The organism is Pedobacter heparinus, from assembly GCF_032678725.1.
Lineage (GTDB): Bacteria > Bacteroidota > Bacteroidia > Sphingobacteriales > Sphingobacteriaceae > Pedobacter > Pedobacter heparinus_A.
This window is the reverse complement of record NZ_JAVTSC010000003.1, coordinates 441890-464132: the sequence shown is the minus strand read 5'-3', so window position 1 is coordinate 464132 and position 22243 is coordinate 441890. Positions and strand designations below refer to the sequence as shown.

At 41.5% G+C, this 22243-nt stretch carries 19 protein-coding genes; 3 read left to right on the top strand and 16 right to left on the bottom strand.

Features of this window, described 5'->3' with window-relative positions; translation table 11 throughout:
- Window positions 1–127: 127 nt before the first annotated feature.
- The 11 genes from R2Q85_RS07375 to rpsA all read right to left on the bottom strand — a co-directional run bounded on the left by R2Q85_RS07375 (window position 128) and on the right by rpsA (window position 14936).
- Entirely contained in the window at window positions 128–1414 is a 1287-nt protein-coding gene (locus tag R2Q85_RS07375; RefSeq protein ID WP_316811116.1) for a folylpolyglutamate synthase/dihydrofolate synthase family protein, read from the bottom strand.
- 41 nt (window positions 1415–1455) lie between these two features.
- Complete coding sequence (locus R2Q85_RS07370) at window positions 1456–2274, bottom strand: energy transducer TonB (RefSeq protein ID WP_316811115.1); 819 nt, start codon at window positions 2272–2274, stop codon at window positions 1456–1458.
- A complete protein-coding gene (locus R2Q85_RS07365; RefSeq protein ID WP_316811114.1) occupies window positions 2271–2672 on the bottom strand; it encodes a biopolymer transporter ExbD in 402 nt (133 codons plus the stop codon). The genes R2Q85_RS07370 and R2Q85_RS07365 overlap by 4 nt, the downstream gene beginning before the upstream one ends.
- Window positions 2672–3382 carry a MotA/TolQ/ExbB proton channel family protein gene (locus tag R2Q85_RS07360; protein ID WP_316811113.1) on the bottom strand — a complete coding sequence of 237 codons (711 nt, stop codon included), beginning with the start codon at window positions 3380–3382 and terminating at the stop codon, window positions 2672–2674. Before R2Q85_RS07360 ends, R2Q85_RS07365 begins: the two co-directional genes overlap by 1 nt.
- Before the next feature lie 2 nt (window positions 3383–3384).
- Window positions 3385–4722 (bottom strand): SPOR domain-containing protein, encoded by a 1338-nt coding sequence (locus tag R2Q85_RS07355; RefSeq protein ID WP_316811112.1) that lies wholly within the window; start codon window positions 4720–4722, stop codon window positions 3385–3387.
- A gap of 54 nt (window positions 4723–4776) precedes the next feature.
- A complete protein-coding gene (locus tag R2Q85_RS07350) occupies window positions 4777–6480 on the bottom strand; it encodes a hypothetical protein (protein ID WP_316811111.1) in 1704 nt (567 codons plus the stop codon).
- Between the two features lie 11 nt (window positions 6481–6491).
- A complete protein-coding gene (locus tag R2Q85_RS07345; RefSeq protein WP_316811110.1) occupies window positions 6492–9509 on the bottom strand; it encodes a tetratricopeptide repeat protein in 3018 nt (1005 codons plus the stop codon).
- A 169-nt stretch (window positions 9510–9678) separates the two neighbouring features.
- The gene (locus R2Q85_RS07340; protein WP_316811109.1) at window positions 9679–10611 is read right to left on the bottom strand and encodes an aspartate carbamoyltransferase catalytic subunit; all 933 of its coding nucleotides are present in this window, start codon (window positions 10609–10611) and stop codon (window positions 9679–9681) included.
- Window position 10612: 1 nt separating this feature from the next.
- Window positions 10613–11161 (bottom strand): bifunctional pyr operon transcriptional regulator/uracil phosphoribosyltransferase PyrR, encoded by a 549-nt coding sequence (gene pyrR, locus R2Q85_RS07335; protein ID WP_316811108.1) that lies wholly within the window; start codon window positions 11159–11161, stop codon window positions 10613–10615.
- Between the two features lie 111 nt (window positions 11162–11272).
- Window positions 11273–12874 (bottom strand): beta-N-acetylhexosaminidase, encoded by a 1602-nt coding sequence (locus R2Q85_RS07330; RefSeq protein WP_316811107.1) that lies wholly within the window; start codon window positions 12872–12874, stop codon window positions 11273–11275.
- Between the two features lie 124 nt (window positions 12875–12998).
- Window positions 12999–14936: a 30S ribosomal protein S1 gene (gene rpsA, locus R2Q85_RS07325; protein ID WP_316811106.1), complete on the bottom strand. Its 1938-nt coding sequence runs from the start codon at window positions 14934–14936 to the stop codon at window positions 12999–13001.
- Between the two features lie 312 nt (window positions 14937–15248).
- Between rpsA and R2Q85_RS07320 the strand changes: the two genes are divergently transcribed.
- Window positions 15249–16160: an NAD(P)/FAD-dependent oxidoreductase gene (locus R2Q85_RS07320; RefSeq protein ID WP_316811105.1), complete on the top strand. Its 912-nt coding sequence runs from the start codon at window positions 15249–15251 to the stop codon at window positions 16158–16160.
- 112 nt (window positions 16161–16272) lie between these two features.
- Window positions 16273–16761, top strand: a complete 489-nt coding sequence (locus tag R2Q85_RS07315) for an Lrp/AsnC family transcriptional regulator (protein ID WP_316811104.1) — start codon at window positions 16273–16275, stop codon at window positions 16759–16761.
- A 61-nt stretch (window positions 16762–16822) separates the two neighbouring features.
- Here the strand turns inward: R2Q85_RS07315 and R2Q85_RS07310 are convergent, their stop codons facing one another.
- Window positions 16823–17665, bottom strand: a complete 843-nt coding sequence (locus tag R2Q85_RS07310) for a VOC family protein (RefSeq protein ID WP_316811103.1) — start codon at window positions 17663–17665, stop codon at window positions 16823–16825.
- A gap of 182 nt (window positions 17666–17847) precedes the next feature.
- Between R2Q85_RS07310 and R2Q85_RS07305 the strand changes: the two genes are divergently transcribed.
- Window positions 17848–18648: a hypothetical protein gene (locus tag R2Q85_RS07305; RefSeq protein ID WP_316811102.1), complete on the top strand. Its 801-nt coding sequence runs from the start codon at window positions 17848–17850 to the stop codon at window positions 18646–18648.
- Between the two features lie 21 nt (window positions 18649–18669).
- Here the strand turns inward: R2Q85_RS07305 and R2Q85_RS07300 are convergent, their stop codons facing one another.
- The 4 genes from R2Q85_RS07300 to R2Q85_RS07285 form a co-directional block, all read right to left on the bottom strand.
- Window positions 18670–19644, bottom strand: coding sequence for a GlxA family transcriptional regulator (locus R2Q85_RS07300; protein WP_316811101.1), 975 nt, complete (start codon window positions 19642–19644; stop codon window positions 18670–18672).
- Window positions 19645–19802: 158 nt separating this feature from the next.
- Window positions 19803–19994, bottom strand: a complete 192-nt coding sequence (locus R2Q85_RS07295) for a hypothetical protein (RefSeq protein ID WP_316811100.1) — start codon at window positions 19992–19994, stop codon at window positions 19803–19805.
- A 79-nt stretch (window positions 19995–20073) separates the two neighbouring features.
- Entirely contained in the window at window positions 20074–21384 is a 1311-nt protein-coding gene (locus R2Q85_RS07290) for a HAMP domain-containing sensor histidine kinase (protein WP_316811099.1), read from the bottom strand.
- Window positions 21385–21410: 26 nt separating this feature from the next.
- Entirely contained in the window at window positions 21411–22088 is a 678-nt protein-coding gene (locus R2Q85_RS07285; protein ID WP_316811098.1) for a response regulator transcription factor, read from the bottom strand.
- Window positions 22089–22243 lie beyond the last annotated feature (155 nt).

Below are 22243 nucleotides of genomic sequence, written 5' to 3'. Positions count from 1 at the left end.
ATTGGTTAAGGTTATGAAACTTTTTGCAAGTTAAATTGTGGGACTTTGTAAGTTTGCGAAAGAATCATTAAAGCTCGCTAAATATAGAAAATGGGGAGAAGTATTCTTTATTTATAGTGTAAAGATTTCATAGCACTTCTGCTACAACGAAAGTACTGCCACCAACAAAGATCAGGTCATCATCGCCTGCGTTTTTTTTGGCAGCGCTGAAGGCAGCGCTAACCGTATTAAAAATACTTCCATACAACTGTTGGGCTGCTGCCTGCGATGCCAGTTCATGGGCCGGAAGTGCCCTTTCCAGTTGTGGCTGACAAAAATAGTAACTGGCCCCGGCGGGAAGCAAGGCCAGCACGCCACTGATGTCTTTATCCTTAACCATACCAATAACCATGTGCAGCGTTTGAAAGCTGGTGTCCTTAATATTTTGTACCACTTCTTTTATACCAGCCATGTTGTGCCCGGTATCGCAAATGATCAGCGGATGCTCACCGAGCTTTTGCCATCTGCCTTGCAGGCCTGTTAAAGCCTTTACATTTTTTAATGCAGTATAAACGGCTTCATCACTGATGGTATAGCCTTTGTTTTTTAGAATGGCAATGGACTGTAATACCGTCAGGATATTTTTTAGCTGATAAATGCCACTAAGGTCTAAACGCAGCGCTTCATAAAGGGCGGTTTTGCCTTTGTACACAGAACTGACCAGGTATTCATTTTCACGCGAATTATTTAACGTGCTTAATTCCTGATCAGCAAATACCAGCGGACTGTTGGTTTCCGCAGCTTTGGCAAGGAATACCGGTGCTGTTTCAGTTTGTGTTTCGCCGATCACAACGGGGATGCCTGCTTTGATGATTCCGGCTTTTTCGGTCGCAATTGCCGTTAAAGTATTGCCCAGAATATTGGTGTGATCTAAACTGATATTGGTGATGACAGCCAGTTCGGGTGTAATGATATTGGTAGAATCAAGCCGGCCGCCCAAACCTACTTCGATGATTGCGATGTCTACCTTTTCTTCGGCAAAGTAGGCGAAAGCCATGGCCACGGTTACTTCAAAGAACGAGGGGCTGATCTCTTCGATGAGCTCCTTTTGCCGGTTCACAAAATCAGTTACGAAAGTTTCCGGTATCATTGCACCATTGATCCGGATGCGTTCTCTGAAGTCTTTGAGGTGTGGCGAGGTATACAGGCCTGTTTTGTAGCCCGCCTGCTGAAAAATAGCAGCCAGCATGTGCGATGTAGAGCCTTTTCCGTTTGTGCCGCCAACATGTATGCTCTTAAACTTGTTTTGCGGATGACCGAGCTGCTCACACATCACCACGGTATTGTGCAGGTCTTTTTTAAAAGCAACAGCTCCCACACGTGTAAACATGGGGAGCCTGCTGTATAAATAGTCAATGGTTTGTTTATAGTTCATCTGTAAATGCCTGATGACGCAAAATTACCAAAGCTGAAGGATTATTTTACTTTAAAGTTGAAAACAACTACACCAATCTGAACATCTGGTGCTGATTCTGACTGCGTAAGGCGTGCACCCATTACGGCATCTTTGCATTTTTGCCATAATTCCCTGTCGTTCAGGGTTGTTCCCTTAACTCCAGGGGTGGCATCGATCACCACGCCGCTTTTATTGATTTTTATCCTTACGGCAATTTTCCCTGTTTTTTGCCCCTCATCCTGCGGGGTAACCAGGTTGGTAAATTTTCTTAAAGCAATCGGGGTTTCACCAAAACCAGAGCCACCTTCACCGTAGTTATTGGATAGCGGATCACCATTTACACTGCCCTGATTGCCGGGAGTGCTGCCTGTCCCATCGCCACCACCGGTACCTTTATTGGTTTTTCCCTTGTACAATGCATTTTGATTGATGGCCGGTTTTGCCGGTTTTGTCTCTGTTGCAGTGGCCACGGGGGTAGCCGTACTTTTAGTGGTTTTTGTTTTCACACTTACGGCATCTTCCGTACTTTGTGTTACAATCTCCTTATCACTGGTTTGTGCTGTTGATTTTTGAGGAGTAGGTTCATCCGGGACTACTTTGTCCGGTGCCTGGTTGTTGGCATTGGGATCGGCAGAAGGCTCTTCGATACTGGTATAATCTGTTCCCATGCCTTCTACGGAAGTTCCGTAGTTGACCACTATTCCGCCCATGCCTGTCTGTTCCGGCTGGAAGGTTCCTATGGCAATGAAAAAGCTCAAAGCGAGTAAAAGGGCCATGATCCCGGTTGATATGGCCAGCGCTTTGGGATAATTATTTTCTTCGTTAGGATAAGTCATCATTTCTTCGGTTCTACAGCAAGTACAACTTTCAGTTTTAATTTGTTTGCGACATCAAATACCAGCATGGTATTTTCTATGGAAACACCCCGGGCTACATAAAGTACTATAGTTAAATCCGGGGAGGCTTTCTGGAAGCTTTCTATCGTGGTTTGCAGTTGTTCCAGGCTAACCTTTTGCTTGTCTACAAAGTAATTTAGTTTCTCATCTATAGATACAGTAACGGTTTTTTGTGCTGAAGATTGTTGTCCCGATTCAGAACGCGGCAACAACAGCTTTACTACCTGCGGATTAACTACTGCAGAAGCCAGCAGGAAAAACAACAGCAGGAAAAACATGATGTCGTTCAGTGCAGAAGTATGTACTTCTACTGTTCCCTTATTTCTTTTGCGTAGATTCATTATTTCCCTGGCTCTTCTAATAGATCAATAAATTCAATGGCATCAGTTTCCATTCTCAGGATGATGCGCTCTACCATCATATTTAAGATGTGGTACAATACATAGGCTATGATACCAATGATCAGCCCGGTTGCCGAAGTAATCATTTTGGTATAAAGACCACCCGATATGGTACCGATCTCGATAGCGCCTTTAATGGAAACATCATGGAAAATGGTAATTACACCAATAATTGTCCCTACGAATCCAAGCATAGGGGCAATACCGGCAATGATACCCAGTATCCCGATGTTCTTTTCCAGTTTGGATACTTCCAGTTTGCCATTATTTTCAATCGCGGCCTCAATGTCTTTAATAGGACGGCCAATACGTTTTAAGCCTTTTTCCAGCATTCTGGCCAACGGTGAGTTGTTGTTTCTGCATAATGCAATCGCATTCTCCAGCCTGCCTTCGTGAATATACTGTCTGATCTGGAGCATCAGGTTAGATTCTGTTTTTGATGCCTTTCTGATGGTCAGGTACCTTTCCACAAAGATAACCAGCCCCAGGAATGCTAAAAAAGCAAGGGGCAGCATTACCCATCCTCCTTTTAGCAGGAGATCTATGAAATGTAGTTCCGGCGGCGCAGGGGTAACAGCCTGATTTAATGCATTTGTGGTGTCGGTAAGTTGTTGAATGGTATCAGTGGCACTTTGAATTAATGCGATCATAATTATTTAGGATTGTTTGTGTGTCTAATTGGTGTAACGTAAATTCCGGGGATCTTCGTAGTTTTTTTAAGGACCTCCAGTTCTTTCCTTGCGCTGTCTTCATCCAGGAAGGAGCCGATGCTGATCTTGATCCTTTTGCCGCGCATTTTTGAAACTTTTGCAGGAATACCCCTTTTCTTCATATCGGCCAGAAAGCGGTCCGCTTCCTTTTTATTTAATAAAGAGGCCGCAATGATGTCATAAGAAATGATGGTATCTGCCGGCACTTGCCCCTGCGGGCTAACCGGCAGGCCTTTGGCCGAATCTATAGCCATGATGGCTTTTTCATTGCTGATCCTGATGCTGTCTGCCCGGGCTATCGAATCTGCTTTTCGCTGATCGTTTTCCTTTATGGCCTGTGTGTTGTCCTGTTTCCGCGGTTCGTTTACAGCAGCCCCTTTAAATAATTCCGGTTTAATTGCATAAGCAATTGCTGCAATAGCCGCTACTGCCAATAAAGCGATGGTTACTTTCAGGTAAACCGGCATCCCCCTTTTTTCCTGCTGTTCTGTAATGTAAGCTGTATTTACCGGTTCCAGTGGCTCAAAAATAATGGGCTGCTCTTTTTCTTCCTCTTGTTGTTCTTCGTTCAGCTCTTCAGGGGTTTCAATGAGCAGCTCAGGTTGCTGGTTTTCTGGCTGAACAGGACTCACTACCTCGGCTATTTCTTCATATACCGGTTGATCATCGTTGTCTGACACAGCCTCCGGAAGCTGCTCTTCTGTACTGTCCAGATGCGCAATAAGTACATCATCTGTTCCAGCTTCATCATCACTTGCTGCCGGTGTTTCAATAAGTTCCGAACCGTCCCCTAAATCAGCATTGTTGTTTTCCAGTTCCAGCTGCTCCCTTGTTACCTGGGGATCTTCTTCATCCAATTTCTCTTCTCCCAAAACCAGTTCATCCTTTAACGCAGGTAAACCATAAAAATCAAAACCAAAATTCTGATCCTGTTTAGGAATGAAGGTCAGGCTTCCCGACACCGTAGAGAAAGTGCCAAGGTTTCCAAAATCAGACTCCTGCTGGTTTGAAAGTTCGTCAAGTGTATTTTGAGCAAACTGCTCCGTAAAATAGGCAGCAGCATCTGCTGATATATTTTTTTCTTTACTGATGATGCCTGTAAGCAGTTCCTGTTCCTTTAAATCTGAAGTAAAGGCCAGGGTATAGCTTGGTGGCAAAAACGAATGCGTCTCTGTATCATACCTCCCGGGAGATTTCCTTTTATAAATGGTTCCCAATCCGGGGATTCCCACTTCTTTATGGGTTTTTATAAGTGTTGTCAGGTATGATAAGATATCCATTCTGGTAAAAATAAATTTTAATTCCGTATCAACCAATTATTAATTGAAAAGCATTTAGAATGAGTAGGCTAAGCCTCCAAATATATTCAAGCCAATAACCTCATAATGTAAGTACTTACTGTACTTGGTATTCAACAAATTGTTGGCTCTTGCAAAGGCCGAGAATTTATTGTTGATCTTATAGGTTGCACCTACACCAAGGTCCACAAATCCTTTAACCGTAACGATGGTCTCATTGTTCATATCCGGAATCAGGTATGGATTTGCAGGGGCAGCGGTATAGATCTTTGCTTTACTATCATCCTGAATGGCCACAGCTGCATTTAAGCTAAGCTGCTTGGTGATGGCATACATCAGGTCAGAGCTTACACGGATTTTCGGTTTAAACCAGCTTTGGCTTTCGGCAGCGGGTTTATAATCCTCCAGGTTTAATTTTCCGGTCCATTTTAGGGCATCACTTACCTGTACAGACAATTCACCTTCCAAACCCGTTAACTTCATTGTCCCGAAATCGTAGATCACATCAAACTTATTGAAGCTGCTAAAGTTGTTCACAAATAAAGGCATGTCTTCCATGCGTTTGTGATAAAATCTGGCTTTATAGCCAAAACCAGGACCCCCGGTGCCTTTGATGCCACCGCTTATGCTCAATTTTTCAATAGTATTCCTGATGGCAATATTGCTGTTTAAAAAAGGGTTTTCATCAGTAAACTGTTTCAGGGAATTGCGGTTTACGTCGCCCTTTACTTCACCAAAAAGTTGAAGATAGTCTGGGATCAGCGTGAAATCAGCAGTTACTGCAGGGAATATCCGGCTGGAAGAGACCGTTCCAAATTCCTGTACAAAGTTAATTCCTGCATTAATTTTAACACCACTGGTTTGCAGCCTGATATAAGGATTTAGCCTCAGCAGATTATTGCCCACATCGGTAAGCGCATCCTTGGTACTGCCAAACTCAACAGCAGCAGCAAGCCCAAGATTAAAACTGCTGATCCTTTTATTTAAATAACCATTAAGCACAATGGAGCTTTCTTTGGCATCGTATTTATCATTCCAGATATAGCCATTCAGTTTTGCAGCGTAACTTAAAGCATCCGGGTCTTCCGTAAATTTGTTTACAATTTCGCCTTCCGCTTCTATGAAATTAAATGCCTGTTGTTCCGGATCAGGATTCAGGGTCGGATTGGCTTTGTCAATTCCGTAAAAGAACAGACCATTTCTCTGGTAATTCAGGCGGCCGCTCAGGGTAGCCTGCTCGCCAATACTCCTGCCAAAAACACTCAGTTGCTGCTGGTTGGCGTTCTGTTTGTTCAGGCTGCCTGCCTGGCCAAAATGCTTGAAAAATGCGCCAGCCTGCAAGGCCTCATCGCGGCCAATGTTTACATAAGCTTCGGCCAGGACCGTTCTTGAAGACCCAAAAGCACCTTTAACGTAGTTGTTGATCAGTTCAGCTTCCTTTTCGGCTACCAGTTGTTGTGCCTGTAGCTTATTGATGTCAGAATTCAGGTCCAGCTTTCTGTCTGTCAGGCTGTAGTTAAACTTGGCTTTATAGGTTTTGATGTCATTTAAATCGGGGCTTCTCCTCAGTTTAACCGCTTCGGCCAGTACCGGTTTATAAGGCCTCACCACTTCAATCTCTTCGGTCACCGCTTTTTCTTCCGCTTTCTTTTCTGGCGTTTTCGGATCCTGGGCCTTGGTACTTAATGCTCCGGCAGCAATAAAAAATAGGGTTGTATATATTAACTTGGTCAATCTCATGTCGCTTTTTCTTATTTAATTTTTTCTAATTTGGCTTTAGCGGTAGGTACGATGTCGTCCTTACCTTCATAATTGTCAATAATGCTTAAAAGCGTGCTTTTAGCCTGTAGATTATCCTTTAAGGCTACATAGTTGTCGGATAATAAGATGAATGCCTTCGCTACCCAATAATCATAAGAAGGCATGTTGTTGATCAGGTCAAAACAGGTTTTTGTAGAGGTTTTGTAATCCCTTTTGGTATACTGTACCGCAGCCAGATTGTACTTGGCCTCAGCAGCTGCCAGGGTTTTGGTTTTGCCAACCACGCTGTTAAATGCTTTTACAGCCAGGGTGGTATCCGCTTTCAACAGGTAGGCTTTACCTGCATAAAGGTCTACACTGTTTTTTTCTTCTTCCGAAGCCTTGTCAGATTCTTTAACCAGCTGCACATATTTTAATACATCATCCGGCATGTTTAACTCACTGTAAGCTTTTAAAAGATTATTCAGCGCATAAGTATAGTGAACTTTATAATCAGCTGTAGTTTCTAGCCTTTTCAGGTAAACGATGGCTTCATTGTATTTTTTCTGATCAAGGAATAGTTTGGAGATACTTACCAGCGAGCGTTCCGTATAATCACTGGTCCAGTCGTTCAGGATATATTCATAATCAGGAATCGCGTCATTAGGGCGGCCCAGTTTCACCAACGATTCTGCCCTTATAAATTTAGCTTCTTTATCATGAATTGCTTTAGGGAATTTGTCAAAATAAGCATTGATGGCCTCGAAAGCACCTTTAGCATCTCCTTTTAAATAAAGGTTGTTGGCGCCCTGGAATAAAATATTGTCCTGTTCTGCGTTCGAGTAGTTGCCCAATGGGGTAGTACCCGCATAGTTGATAAAGCCCTGTGAATCTCCTCTGTCTACATAAATATTTTTGATCGACTCCAGTGCCTGTTTGGCTTCTTCCGTACTTGGGTAATCCCGGATCACTTTTTTGAATGATTCCAGTGCCGCATCATCCTGATCCTGGTTGTATTGTACAAGACCGATGGTTACCAGGGCCCGGGGTACATAACTGCTGTTGGGATATTGGCTTACCAGGCTGATCAGATCTGATTTTGATTTGTCCAGTTCTCCTTTATTGAAATAAGTATAAGCCATTTCAAAGCCTGCATCATCCGCGTAATTAGAGGTAGGAAATTGTTTCAGCAAATTCTGCATGGTATTGATCTTGGCATCATTCTGGTTTTCCAATCCCTGTATCATCCCGCGCTGGAATAAAGCATAGTCTTCTCCGGCAGCTTTGTTGTCAATGATCCTGTTGTAATTTACCAGGGCATTGCCATAACTTTTGTTCACGAAATAAGAATCAGCAAGCCTGATGGTAGCGTCATTTACTGTTTTCTGATCTTTGTCATTGCCCTTTAAAAAGCGTTCAAAATAAGCAGCAGCTTTTCCATATTTTTCATCCTCAAATGCTGAATAGGCCAATGCATAGTTGGCAAAATTGTAAACGCCTGTTTTGCTGGCGCCCGGCAAATCCAGGAAGGTTTCAAAATGTCTTACAGCTTCACCAAATTTCCTTAGCTCATAGCTGGCTTCCGCTTTCCAATAGGTGTTCAGCGCGAAGATCTCCTCATCTTCCGGGAATTTTTCCGATCTGAGGAACATGGACAGTGCATTTGGAAATGCACGTTCATTATAAAACTCCAGCCCTCTGAAATAAGTTACTTTCTGATACGCTTCCCTGGCTTCAGGCGATTTGCTCTGGATGGGTTCCAGAATATCAATTGCAGCCTGATAATTTTTACTGGTCAGCAATATTTCGCCAAGCAAGGTTTTGGCCTCATTTATCTTACGGGAAGAAGGGAACTGTTTCAGGAAATTCTGCGTAGCTTCCAGCGCCTGCTGGTTAAATTCAAGCTCATAGCTCAATCTCGCATAATTGATCCAGGCTTCTTCCTGTACCACTTTATCAAAATCAAGTCTGGATGCCCTGAAAAATGCACTTCTTGCTTTCTCCTTATTCTTTAACTGCAAAAATGAACGGCCAAGGGTATACATACCACTCTGCAGGTACACATCATCAGTATCCAGTTTTTCCAGTACCGTAACAGATTCACTGTACTTTTTCAATTCAAATAGCGCATAGCCATATTGATAGGTAAAGAGATTGTTCTTATTGTTGGACTTGTCTTTCGCGTAAAACTCCCTGAAGTATTTCTCCGCATTTACATAATCAGATTTTGCAAAATAAGAAGCCGCAATCAAACTCAGCATTTCTGCCTCATACTGCTGTTTTGAAGTTTTTAAAATAGGGATGGCATAGCTGATCACCTCATCGTACCTTTCATCCAGGTAATACATGGAGGTGATGTAGTAAGGATAGCTGGCTTCATAGGTCGGCGAACCCTTCAGCTTTTCAAAATTGCTCAACGCAGTTTTATATTCTTTATTCAGGTAGTTAATGTAAGCAAAGTAATAGGTTGCGCTTTCCTGAAAGGGGGATTTTTCTTTTTTGACAGCCTCAAATAAAGGTTCCGCCTTCTCCATGTTGTTCAGTTCAAAATAAGCATAACCTTGTTTAAACTGATATTCCAGGCGCTGCTTGCCTGAAAGCGTAGAAGGATCGGTTTTCTCAAACCATTCCAGGGCTTTCTGGTAATTCTTTTGGTCAAAATACGATTTGCCAACATGGAAATAGGCCAGTTTGGTATTTGGATTAAGCGGATAATCTTTAATAAAGTTTTGAAACAGGCTTTCTGCATCGCTGTTGCCAAGCTCAAGCGCACAAACTGCCGCATAGAATTTCGCATTTTCCTTAAGCATAGACAATTCCGCATTGCTTTCCTGTTGAGTGCCTGGTTTTTGCCTAAGCTGTTCCACCAGTTTAAATTGTTGCGCGGCCGCTACATATTTTTCATTATCCAGTAGTTCCAGACCAGTTTGGTAATTCTTGTTCAGGTTTACCAGTACGCTTGTCTGGGCGTAACCAGTTGTAAAGCCACCTGCTAGCAGTAGCGGAATAAAAAGGTATTTTTTTGACATCTGATTTCAAATATGGTTGGTACTAATATAAATATAGTATTGGGTCTTATTAACATAAGAAATTAACATCTGTTGATAACACAGGTTTAACGGTTATAAAAGAAAGTTCGTATTGATCCTTGAAAAATATCCGGTAATATTTTATTCCAGGATATACTGACCTGTAAATTTAGTCGTTTTGGGCGGCCAGCAGGTACAGCACAGCCATGCGGACAGCAACCCCATTTTCAACCTGTTCCAGGATAATGGACTGTTTGCTGTCAGCTACATCACTGGTAATCTCTACCCCCCGGTTTATTGGTCCAGGATGCATGATCACGATTTCTTTATCCAGATTGTCCAGGATCTGTTTGTTCAGTCCGTACATCATGGCATATTCCCTCAGGGATGGGAAATATTTGATGTCCTGTCTTTCCAGCTGTATGCGCAGCATATTGGCTACATCGCACCAGTTTAAGGCTTTGATCAGGTTGTGTTCAACTTTTACACCCAAACTTTCCATATGTTTAGGTATCAGGGTAGTAGGGCCGCAGACCATCACCTCTGCGCCAAGTTTTTGCAGGCACAGGATATTGGAAATGGCTACCCTTGAATGCAGGATATCGCCAACGATCACTACTTTTTTGCCGGCTACCTCACCCAGTTTCTGGCGGATAGAAAAAGCATCCAGCAAAGCCTGAGTAGGGTGTTCATGCGCCCCGTCACCTGCATTTACGATCTGGGCTTTGATGTGCCTGCTCAAAAACTGACCTGCCCCGGCATAAGGATGTCTCATCACCACCATATCTACCTTCATGGCCAGGATGTTATTTACCGTATCGATGAGTGTCTCTCCTTTACTTACAGAAGAGGACGAGGCAGCAAAATTTACGACATCGGCCGAAAGCCTTTTCTCGGCCAGTTCAAAAGAAAGCTTGGTACGTGTCGAGTTCTCAAAAAATATATTGGCTATGGTAATGTCTCTTAACGATGGTACTCTTTTTATGGGCCGGTTAATGACATCTTTAAAATTATCTGCAGTCTCGAAGATCAGTTCGATATCATTCCGGTTAATATCTTTGATACCTAAAAGATGTCGGGTTGATAATTTTTCTACTGCCATATTATTTATTGCTTTCTGATATTAAGATAACTTTGTCTTCTCCTTCGGTTTCCTTCCAGCTTACCCGTACCATTTGTGAGTTTAAACTGTCTACCTGATGTCCTATGTAATTGGGTTCTATAGGCAGTTGTCTGGAAAATCTCCTGTCGATCAACACCATGAGTTCTACTTTTGCAGGTCTGCCGTAGGCCAGCAGGGCATCCATCGCTGCCCTAATCGTACGGCCAGTCCATAACACATCATCAATTAGGATGATATTCTTGCCCTCAATAATGAAATCTATGGTATTGCTGCTTGCTGAGACCAATCCATCTTTCCGTCTAAAATCATCCCTGAAAAAAGTAATGTCCAGATTACCTTTCAGTATCGTATTTTTTTTCAGGACTTCTGACAATTCGTTTTTTACCCGGTCGGCAAAATAGCTGCCGCGAGGTTGTATACCAATTAGGGCTGTATTAGAAAAATCATTGTGGTTCTCAATTAATTGATGACAAAGTCGCTTAATTGTGATCTGGAATTTTTGACCGTCTAGCAGTGTTCGTTTTTGCATTGACTTAAAGATTATGCAAATATAGCCAAAAAGTTGTAACGCCAAATGTATAAAGCAGGTTTAAATTCTAAAACTGGAAAATACATAGCTAGGTTATTGGGCTTAAATGCTTTAATTTGTTAAATATCGTTTACTGTAATTTACCTTCATCAGGTCGTAACGCTTAAACTGTATCTTTAACCTGTTCTGAAAATCTGCGTAATCGCGTTTTTCTTTAGGGCTCCATAAAATCTCGCTTAAGGCATCCAGACGGGGGAAAAGCATGTACTCCGCTTTTGCCGGATTGGCAATGTACTCAGACCATAAGTTCGCCTGTCCTCCCCAGATGTATTGGGCTTCATCTGCAGTAAGTACGGCAGGAACCGGTTCGTAATCGTATACCGTTTTTAAAGGCAGGTATTTAGCGGCGGTAAGCGAGTCATCCTTTATGAACTGGGTATGGTTAAAATACATCATGTTTTCTGGCGTCATGATTACTTTATGTTTTTGTTTTGCAGCCGCTATACCGCCTGTTTCGCCGCGCCAGCTCATTACAACAGCATTGGGTGCCAGTCCTCCGTCCAGAATCTCATCCCATCCAATGATGGTTTTACCCTTACTGTTCACAAATTTCTCTATCCGGTGGATGAAATAACTTTGCAGGCCACTTTCATCTTTTATCCCCTTGTCTTTCATGATCTTTTGCGAAACTGTAGATTGTTTCCACCAGATCCTGGAGCCCTCATCACCACCAATATGAATGTATTTCGATGGAAACAGCTCCATTACTTCTGTTAAAACTTCCTCCAGAAATTTAAAAGTTGGTTCAGTAGGCTGGAATACATTGTTAAACTTATTAAAAATGCCCCAGGTCTGGGCCACTTCATATTTTTTGGCAGGCTCCGTACCAAATTCCGGATAGGCGGCAAGAACAGCCATACTGTGCGCCGGCATCTCAATCTCAGGGATGACATTGATGTAACGATCCGCTGCATACCTGATCACTTCTTTCACCTCATCCTGTGTATAATAACCACCATAGCGCAGGCCATCATTACCCGTTCCGGGGTAAAGACCGATAATAGTACCATTTCTCCAGGCACCAATTTCAGTAAGTTTTGGATGTTTTTTGATCTCAATCCTCCATCCATGGTCGTCAGTAAGATGCCAGTGAAAGGTGTTCAGTTTGTGCAGGGCCAGGTAATCGATATATTTTTTAATAAAGGAGACATCAAAGAAATGCCTGCTTACATCCAGGTGCATGCCCCGGTAGGCGAAACGGGGATAATCAACAATTTCTAAGGCTGGTATGGAGAGGGTTTTGCTGGTATTTTTCTCCACAGGTAACAGCTGGATCAGAGACTGGATGCCGTAGAAAATCGCTTGCGGGGAATTGCCGCTGAGCTCTATGCTCCCCGGATTTACGCTTAGCGTGTACTGACCTTCTTTTGGATTTTTATCTGGATCAATTCGGAGACGGATTGCCTGTTTACTTTCCATGGATGACTGTTTGAGGTCAAAACCATAATAATTTAAGAGGTATTCGTTGATGAAATTTGCTGATTTGGTTAAGGTGTCAGCCAGAAGCCTGGTTTGGGGGCTGATGTTAAAGAACCCTTGTTCAACAGTATACCTGAACTGAACAGGTTGTGGAATGATGCCGTTGAACTGCGAACTGGCTGATTTGGCAAATAGGATACAAGTTAATAGAATTCCTGTTGCTATTTTTTTCATTGTTAATGATAATTGGTTGATCAATGGTGTGTGATTGCAAAATACAAAAAAGATTTGATCGGGGCCGGGCAAAAAAAAAGCATCCCGGTTAGGGGATGCTTTTCAATATATAAGCTTTTAAAGATTACTCGCCTTTTTTGGCTTTGTTTTCTTCACCTTCCATTTGTTGTTTTAATTGTGCAAGCACGCCTAAATCACCTAATGTAGATTTTTCAACTGAATCTTTAACTTTTTTAACTGCACTGCTGGAAGCTTTGGCTTCTTTTTTCTTGGCGTTTCTTTCTTCAGCAACAGCTTCAGCTTTAGCCTCTTCCCAGATACGGGCATGAGAAACAACGATACGTTTGGCATCTTTGTTAAATTCAATGATTTTGAAGTCATTGGTTTCTTCAGCTTTGATTACAGAACCGTCTTCTTTAGCCATGTGTTTGGTTGGTACGAAACCTTCTACACCATAAGGTAAAGCAATAACAGCACCTTTATCAGTTACTTTAACAACAGTTCCCTGGTGAATTGAATCTAAAGTGAAGATCGTTTCAAAAGTATCCCAAGGGTTTTCTTCCAGTTGTTTGTGACCTAAGCTCAATTTGCGGTTATCAACGTCTAATTCAAGAACAACTACGTCTAATGTATCACCAACTTTAGTGAATTCGTTAGGGTGGTTAACTTTTTTAGACCATGAAAGATCAGAGATATGGATCAGGCCATCGATGCCTTCTTCAATTTCAACAAATACACCGAAATTAGTCATGTTTTTAACTACTGCAGTATGTTTGCTTCCGATAGGATATCTTTCCGCAACATTTTGCCAAGGATCCTGAGTCAGTTGCTTAATACCTAAGCTCATTTTACGGTCATCTCTGTCTAAAGTTAACACTTCAGCTTCGATCTCATCGCCAACTTTCAGGAATTCCTGAGGGCTGCGTAAGTTTTGTGACCATGACATCTCTGATACGTGGATTAATCCTTCAACACCAGGAATGATTTCTAAGAAAGCACCGTAATCAGCAACAGTAACAATTTTACCTTTCACTTTAGAGCCAATAGCTAAGCCAGTATCTAAAGATTCCCAAGGGTGAGGAGTCAATTGTTTTAAACCTAATGCAATACGTTTTTTCTCGTCATCAAAATCAAGAACAACAACGTTGATTTTCTCATCTAAGCTCAATACTTCTTTTGGATGCTCTATGCGGCCCCAGGAAATATCAGTAATGTGAAGTAAACCGTCAACACCACCTAAATCGATGAATACACCGAAGTCAGTGATGTTTTTAACTGTACCTTCCAATACCTGACCTTTTTCAAGTTTAGATACGATCTCCACTTTTTGGCTTTCTAAATCGTCCTCAATTAAGATTTTATGAGATACAACTACGTTTTTAAATTCGTGGTTGATCTTAACAACTTTGAATTCCATTGTTTTACCCACGTATACATCGTAATCGCGGATAGGTTTGATGTCAATTTGAGAACCAGGTAAGAAAGCTTCAACACCCATGATATCAACAATAAGACCACCTTTAGTACGGCTTTTAACAAATCCGTTGATGATTCTGTCATTGTCAAGCGCCTCATTGATAGACTCCCATGATCTTTGGGTTTTAGCTCTTTTACGAGACAAAATTAACTGGCCGTTAGCATCTTCAGGGGCTTCCACGAAAACGTCAACTTTATCGCCAACTTTCAAATCAGGTGTATCGCGGAATTCAGAAGTAGATACCAAACCGTCTGATTTAAATCCTACGTTCAATACTACATCTTTGTTGTTGATGGAAACAACGGTACCACTGATGATCTCACCCTGAGTGATTTGATTGAAAGTATCGGTATACATATCTTCAAACTTTTTACGGTCTGCATCACTGTAATTACCGAATGCTTTATCATCTGCATCCCAGTCAAAATCCTGATCTGGAGTTGCCAACGATGATTTGATCTGTTCGATCGATACTGAATCAGCTTCTGACTCAATAGTTTCTTTCTCAGCCAGACGAGCGTCTGCACCTTGAAGTTCGGCTGTTTTAGCCTCTAGTTCTTTTTCTGCTACTTGTTTTTTAGCCATTAAAATTAAATCTCCTTTTCCCGTGAGGGACGGCAAAGATAGAAATTAATAATTTTACAGCAAAGATTTTTTTGATAAATGTTGTTGATTTAGAACAGATTGTATATTCAATATCCATACCTATGTCAAAACTCCAATGCATTCTCCTGTGCTTTGTTAAAAAAAATGCTGATTCCATATATTAATACCTTTGCTTTTAAAGCATAAAGGAGCTGGAAATTAAATTATTGCAACCAAATTGCATTTGTATAAGTTGTGGTTTTTATATTTGCAACTTGATTGCATTTAATTTAAACTTATCATATGGATCATATGTCTAAACATTACGATGTCATTATCATTGGGGGAAGTTACGCCGGGCTCTCAGCCGCATTGTCCCTGGGTAGGGCTATCCGCGAAGTATTGGTTATTGATGGAGGAACGCCTTGTAACTGGCAAACCCCACATGCTCATAATTTTTTAACACAGGATGGAAATACGCCTGCCGGAATTTCGGCACTTGGAAAAAAAGAAGTGATGAACTATCCGACCGTTCAATTTAAAGAAGGAGTTGTAAGTGATGTAACAGTGCATGATAACTACTTTAAAGTTGTTGTCGGTTCTGATCAGGTATTTAATGCCAGAAAAATCTTGTTTGCAACCGGACAGAAAGATCTGATGCCAGCAATTAAAGGCTTTGCAGACTGCTGGGGTTTATCTGTAATCCATTGTCCATACTGCCATGGCTATGAATTTAGAAACCAGGCTACTGGTATCTTGATGAACGGAGAACCGGCATTGGAACTGGCAAAACTGATCAGCAACTGGACGGATCAGCTGACGGTTTTTACCAATGGCCCCGCCACTTTAAATGCGGAGCATTTGCTGCAGCTGCAGCAAATGAATATCCGGGTCGAAGAACGGGAATTACAGGAACTGGTACATGAAAATGGCGTGCTTAAGGCACTGGTGTTTAAGGAAGGCAGTATTTTCCAGCTCAATGCATTTTATGCCAGGCCGCCTTTTGAACAACAAAGTGCCCTTCCGGAAAAACTGGGCTGTAAATTTACTGCAGGAGGGCATATTGAGGTCAATGATCTTCAGCAAACCAGCATACCTGGAATTTATGCTGCAGGAGATAACGCTGCTGCCATGCGATCGGTGTCATCTGCGGTTTATACCGGTAACAAGGCTGGAGCGTTTATTAACCACGAGCTGATTGCTGAAAAATTCCAGGGTAACTGATTTTGTAAGCAGGCCCAATCCTCCGCCATATTTTTTTCAGGTTGGCTGGTTTGTCAATTTCTGTTTAAGTTTACAGATAACAGGATCAAGGTATTCACCTAAAAACCAACTTATGTATTTAAATTTAGACGCAATTGATGCTAAAATTCTATTTTATCTTCAAAAAAATGCAAAAATGCCAATTAAAGAAATGTCTGAGTACATTCATTTGTCAGAAAGCGCCATTCATGCAAGAATAAGAAATCTGGAAGAAAGGGGATGCATTAAGAATTACGTAGCAGTACTGAATAAAAGCATGGTGAATAAAAAGCTGACTTCGTTTACCGGGTTGCAGTTACGTACGCATACTCAGTACAATCTGATCACTTCAATGGAACTTATCAGCAAATTTCCTGAAGTGATCAACTGCTATATGGTAAACGGCGATTTTGATTTTCTGCTGCATGTTGCTGTTGCCGATATGCAGGAGTATCATTCATTTTTTTCAAATGCATTGTTAAAAGTTAAAAACATTGAAACTGTAAAAACTTTTTTTGTACTCGATGAATCAAAGGCAGACAACAGGATTGACCTGAGCAGGCGGAGCCGGATGCGTCATTGAATCAGATCAAGGAGCTTGTTTAAAAGCAGCCTGGACACACCATGTCCAGGCTGCTATCAGGCTATGCGTTTTCTAAATCGGCGATAATTAGTTTTTTCATTTGCATCAATGCCCCCATAACCCGTTGTCCACGTTCCGGATCCGTTACCAGTTTACCCAATGCTTTTGGAATAATCTGCCAGCTGACCCCATATTTGTCTGTCAGCCAGCCACAGGCTACTTCCCGTCCGCCAGCGATTGTCAGTTGCTCCCAGTACTTATCAATTTCAGCTTGTGTATCACATTCCACTACTATGGATATGGCATCATTGAAATCAAAATTATGATCTTCCGAACTGTCCATGGCCATGACCGTAAAATTATTGAGCTTAAACTGGGCATGTTTTACAAATGCGACATTTTCACCTTCTCCTTCAGCATACTTCAAAATGCCCTCAATATGAGATTGTGGAAACAGCCCTGTATAAAAATGAACCGCAGCCGCAGCCTTGCCGGCCTTTGCTCCCGTAAACATTAGTGTAGGGCAAAATTTCTGAAAACTGTCTGCCTTGGTTCCGGTATACAATTGCCAGGAAACACCATATTTATCTGCTAGCCAGCCATATTTAGGGCTCCAGTCATAACTGTCAAGAGGCATTAATGCATTTCCGCCATCAATTAACTTATTCCAGTACCTTTCCGTTTCTTCAGCCGTTGAACACATGACCATAAATGAGATGGATGGATTAGGCAAGGAGCTTGGCCCATCATTGAGCAGCATAAAATTTTGTCCGCTTAACTCAATTTGTATCACAAATGCAGAGGTCTGGATAACTTTACCTTCGCCAAAGGTCTGGATGTAAAAATCTGATGCTTCCGCAATTTTGCCTTTGAGCGTAAGGCATGGGTAAATGGAATTATTCATGACATTTCGAATTTGATTTTATAATAATATAAAGATACCAGTATGTTGAACAATAAATGCAGTGCAGAAACGACATTAAAAGGGGTGCAATGCGACAAATAAAATAGGGTATTCCCAAATAATTCAGCGCTATTTCCGTTAATCTTGTATCTTTATGATCTAGAAAACCAGAATTACCCAACATGAAAAGATCCATTTTATTCTTCCTTTTATTGGTCTCCTTCTCCGGCTATTCCCAAAATACGATAAACAACTACAAATATGTTTTGGTACCCGAGAAGTTTAGCTTTCTTAAAGAAATTAACCAATATGGCTTAAATACGCTTACCAAAGCACTGTTAGAAGAAAAAGGCTTTACGGTTTATTTTGACAATATGCAATTGCCCACTGAAATTGCCGGCAATAAATGTCAGGCCCTGGTTTTTGAGCTGGCACAGCGAAAATCGATGTTCACCACTAATCTTACACTTTCTTTAAAAGATTGCCAGGGTAATGTTGTTTTTAAAGGCAGGGAAGGTAAAAGCCGGGAGAAAGAATTTGAGACTTCTTATAACCAGGCATTAAGAGAAGCGTTTACCTCGTTAAATGAGGTACAATATACTTATAGTGCTTCAGGAGCAAATACAGCAATAAATACAACGACAACAACAAATGCACCAATAAATGCTGCGCCGCCGTTGCAGCCGCCTGTTGCTGCAGCTGTTACCGTCTCGTCAAGTGAACCCATTCCTGTCAAAGCTGTAACTGCAGCAACAAGCCAGCAGGTAGGTACGTTATATGCGCAGCCAACAGCCGTAGGCTACCAGTTAATAGATACCACACCTAAAATAATTTTAACCCTTTTTAAAACATCTGCACCGGATTCTTTTATTGCAGATAACGGAACTGTTCATGGGATCGTCTTAAAAAAGAATGAAAACTGGTTTTTTGAATACTACAGCAATGGAAAGCTTATTTCTGACCAGCTGCTGATCAAATTTTAACCAGCCGGCATCCCCGCGCGTTCAGGCAACCCTGGCTTTAAACTTATCCCGGTAATCTTTGGGGGTCATCCCTGAACTTTTTTTGAACAATTGCCGGAATGCTTTCTGGTCATTGTATCCCGAGTTCAGCATCACTTCCAATATACTTTGATTGGTTTGTTCCAATAGCTTTTTAGCTTTTTCTATCCTTGTCTTTTGTAAATATTCAATCAGTGTATTTCCGGTAGCCTGTTTAAAACGACGTTCAATATTTCTCCGGCTTGCAGGTATCTGTTGTAAAATATCTTCAATCGTTGTCGCTTTATCATAGCTGTTTTCTATGCACAGCTGAGTTTTAAACACCAGATCGTCGCCATGATCGCGGCTTGGGATAAAAGTGCCGAAATAACTTTGCTGTCCACGGTTCATGTCAATTGCAAAAACTTTGGCAATTCTTACTGCAATTTCCCTGTTCCCATAGTTATGGATCAACCGGAGCAGCAAATGAAAAGTGCTGGTTGCACCGCCGCTGGTATATATCCCATGATCGTAGGTAACCACTTCATTTGGCCTTAAATAGACATCCGGATAGCTGGCAGCAAATACAGTGCTGGCATGAATGTGCGTAGTCGCACTTTTGCCATCCAGCAAGCCGCTTGCCCCCAGTAAAAATGCACCGGTACAAAAGCTGGCCAACTCCACACCATTTTCATGCTGCTGTATCAGCCATGGAAGGAATTCAAGGTTTTCTTCAATGGCAACAGGTAAGTCGGCTGTACCAAAAGCCGGGATCAGAATCAGGTCCTGGGGCCCTGCTGAATGGAGGGGCCGGGGTTTATGCCGATTAAAAACAGGAACGTCATTGTTGCTGTTGGCCGCATAGAGTATGCTCAGGTTAAATAAAGCTTCCTCTCCATTGGCTTCATAATAACTGTTTACCGTATCAAATACATCTAATATAGCTGCAACACTTAACAAACGATATTTATTGGGCAATAACAAGGCTACCTGTGTCATTATTTTCTGGCTTAAACGAAATGCAAATTAAAAAAAAATCATGCCTTTACCGATTTTTTCTTTTTACACCCTGCAGCTCAGTAAAAGCAAGGTTGCCGTCATAAAAAAGACCGTCTGCTATGGATGAACAGACGGCCCTAAACTACTTAATGCAATTCTTATTTACCAGATTTTTTAGTTTCAGCTGGTTTAGCTTCTGCTTTAGCTGCTTTTTTAACTGCTTTTTTGTGATGTTTTGGTTTTGCAGTTTCAGTTGTAGCTGTTGCAGGTTTTGTAGCTGGAGTTGTGTTTTGTGCAAATGCGCCGAAAGTTGTTGCAACTAATGCCAACGCTAAGATTGTTCTTTTCATGTTTATAATTTTATGTTTTTGTTAAACCAAATTTGCAAACACAACATGAAGATTTGATGAAGAGGAAAATATCCTGTCTTTATAAAGGGAAGCTAATGCTAATCTGGCTGCCTTCCCCCTTTTTCGATTTAATCCCGACCTGCAGTTCATGAAAAGCGGCGATACTTCTGACGATGGCCAGGCCAAGACCATGACTGTCCTCCTTTTCAGATTTTAGTTTTTCGAAACGGATGAAAGCATCCTGTACCAATTCTGCATCCATGCCCACACCAGTATCAGCTATAACCAGGGTGTAAGCCCCTTCAATGCGTTCACTGTAAATGTCAACCCTGCCTGAAGGGACATTGTATTTTATGGCGTTGTTAACCAGGTTTGTCAGCAGGGTATGAAAAAGAGATTTGTTTCCTGTAAAAGTATAATCTTCAGGCAGGTTAATGTCAATTTTAAGCTTCATCATCAAGAGCCGGTGTTCCAGTTCTTCATACACTTCCGCTACCGTATGTTTTACAGAAATTACATCAGGTTTACTGTACTGGTTGTTTTCTACTTTTGAAATGAGCAGCAAACTATTGATGATTGCTTTTAGACGGTTTAATGTTTTTAAACAGGCAAAAAGTTTATTTTCACCTTCCTGCGTCAGCTGCTCATCATTGAGCAGGTTTTCCAGCCGGGTACTGAGTACCGAAATGGGCGTAAGCAGTTCGTGAGAAACATTGGCAATAAACTCCTTTTCAGTTAAAAAAAGTGTCGCAATTTTATCCATCAGCACACTGATGCTGCGGTCAAGGATCCTGAAATCCTCTGTACTGGTCTTTACCGGCTGATAATTAAAATTTATCGGATCATCTACCTTATTCAGCTTCTGATCAATGATCCGATAAAATGGTGCGAGTAAAAATTGGGTGAAAGCAAGGTCAGTAATGAGGGTAAGGATAACTGCTGCGATCAGGATCCCAAAAGTGAACATAGATATGGTGCGCTCCAGCTGGGCCAGGGTAGACATCGACTCGCCCAGTTCAAGCCGATAATTCTTCCCTTCATAACTAAAGTCTGTCATCAAGATCTGAAACTCGTCCTGGTTACCCTCAATGCTGCGCAGCTCCCGGATAAATACCTTTTTAAAGGGCTTCTCATTTTTTTTAAGCTCTTTTAGAATGATATATTCTTCCCTTAAAAGGTTATAGTCTGTATAGATTTTCTGCGTTAACAGTTCATTGATCTCTATGCTGGAAAGATTGGCCACCAGTCTCGATTTTTTTTGCAGCAGTCGTTGCTGGATATGGTTTACCGAGATCCGGTTGATAGACACCAGGATCAGAATACCCAGCATGGTGATGATGGCAATTTTGGTTAAGGTATTGTATAAAGCAAGTTTGAACTGTAATTTCATGAGGTCATTGCTTTAATCATTACCAGTTAAAAATTAATTCTGTAACCAATGCTTCTTACCGTTTCAAACCAGTCTATCGCTGCATGTGCAGTTAGTTTTTTGCGAAGATTTTTTACATGCACATCTACAAAATTAGAATCTGAATTCACTTCTAGTATATCCCCCCAAACATGCTCGGTTAAATTAGCCCTTGAAATTACCCGGTTCTTATTCAATACCAGGTAATTAAAGATCTCAAACTCCTTATTGGTCAGGTTAATTCTTTGTCCGTCAAAACTGACCAGGTGGTTTTTAATGTCCAGTATAAAATCATGAATGTTTACCTCGTTACGTTCCAGTTTATGCTTTCTCCGGATAATGGCATGCATCCTTGCCAGGAGTTCTGTTAAAGAAAAAGGTTTGGCCAGGTAATCGTCAGCGCCTTCCTCCAGGCCCTTGATGCGGTCATCGAGCTCGCCACGTGCCGTCAGTATAATCACTGCATCTTCCCGTCCAGACATTTTTTTCAGTTGATGCAGCAATTCAAAACCATCACCGCCCGGCAATCCCAGGTCTAAGAGTATAAAATCGTAAGCGTTGACAAAGATCTTCTCTTCTGCCGAAGATTTTTTCCAGGCATGTTCAATGGTATAACCCTCCTTACCTAAAAAATCTGCCATTTCCAGTGCCAGATTTTTTTCATCTTCAACAATCAGGATATTCATTTGTCTAATTTACATCTTTATACCAAAAAATGATGCGTTTTAAGGACATGTGAAATCTTTCCTTCAAAAGATTTTGAGAACGAAAACCCTTTTACACTAAAAAATGATGCGTTTTAAGGACATGTGAAATCTTTCCTTCAAAAGATTTTGAGAAC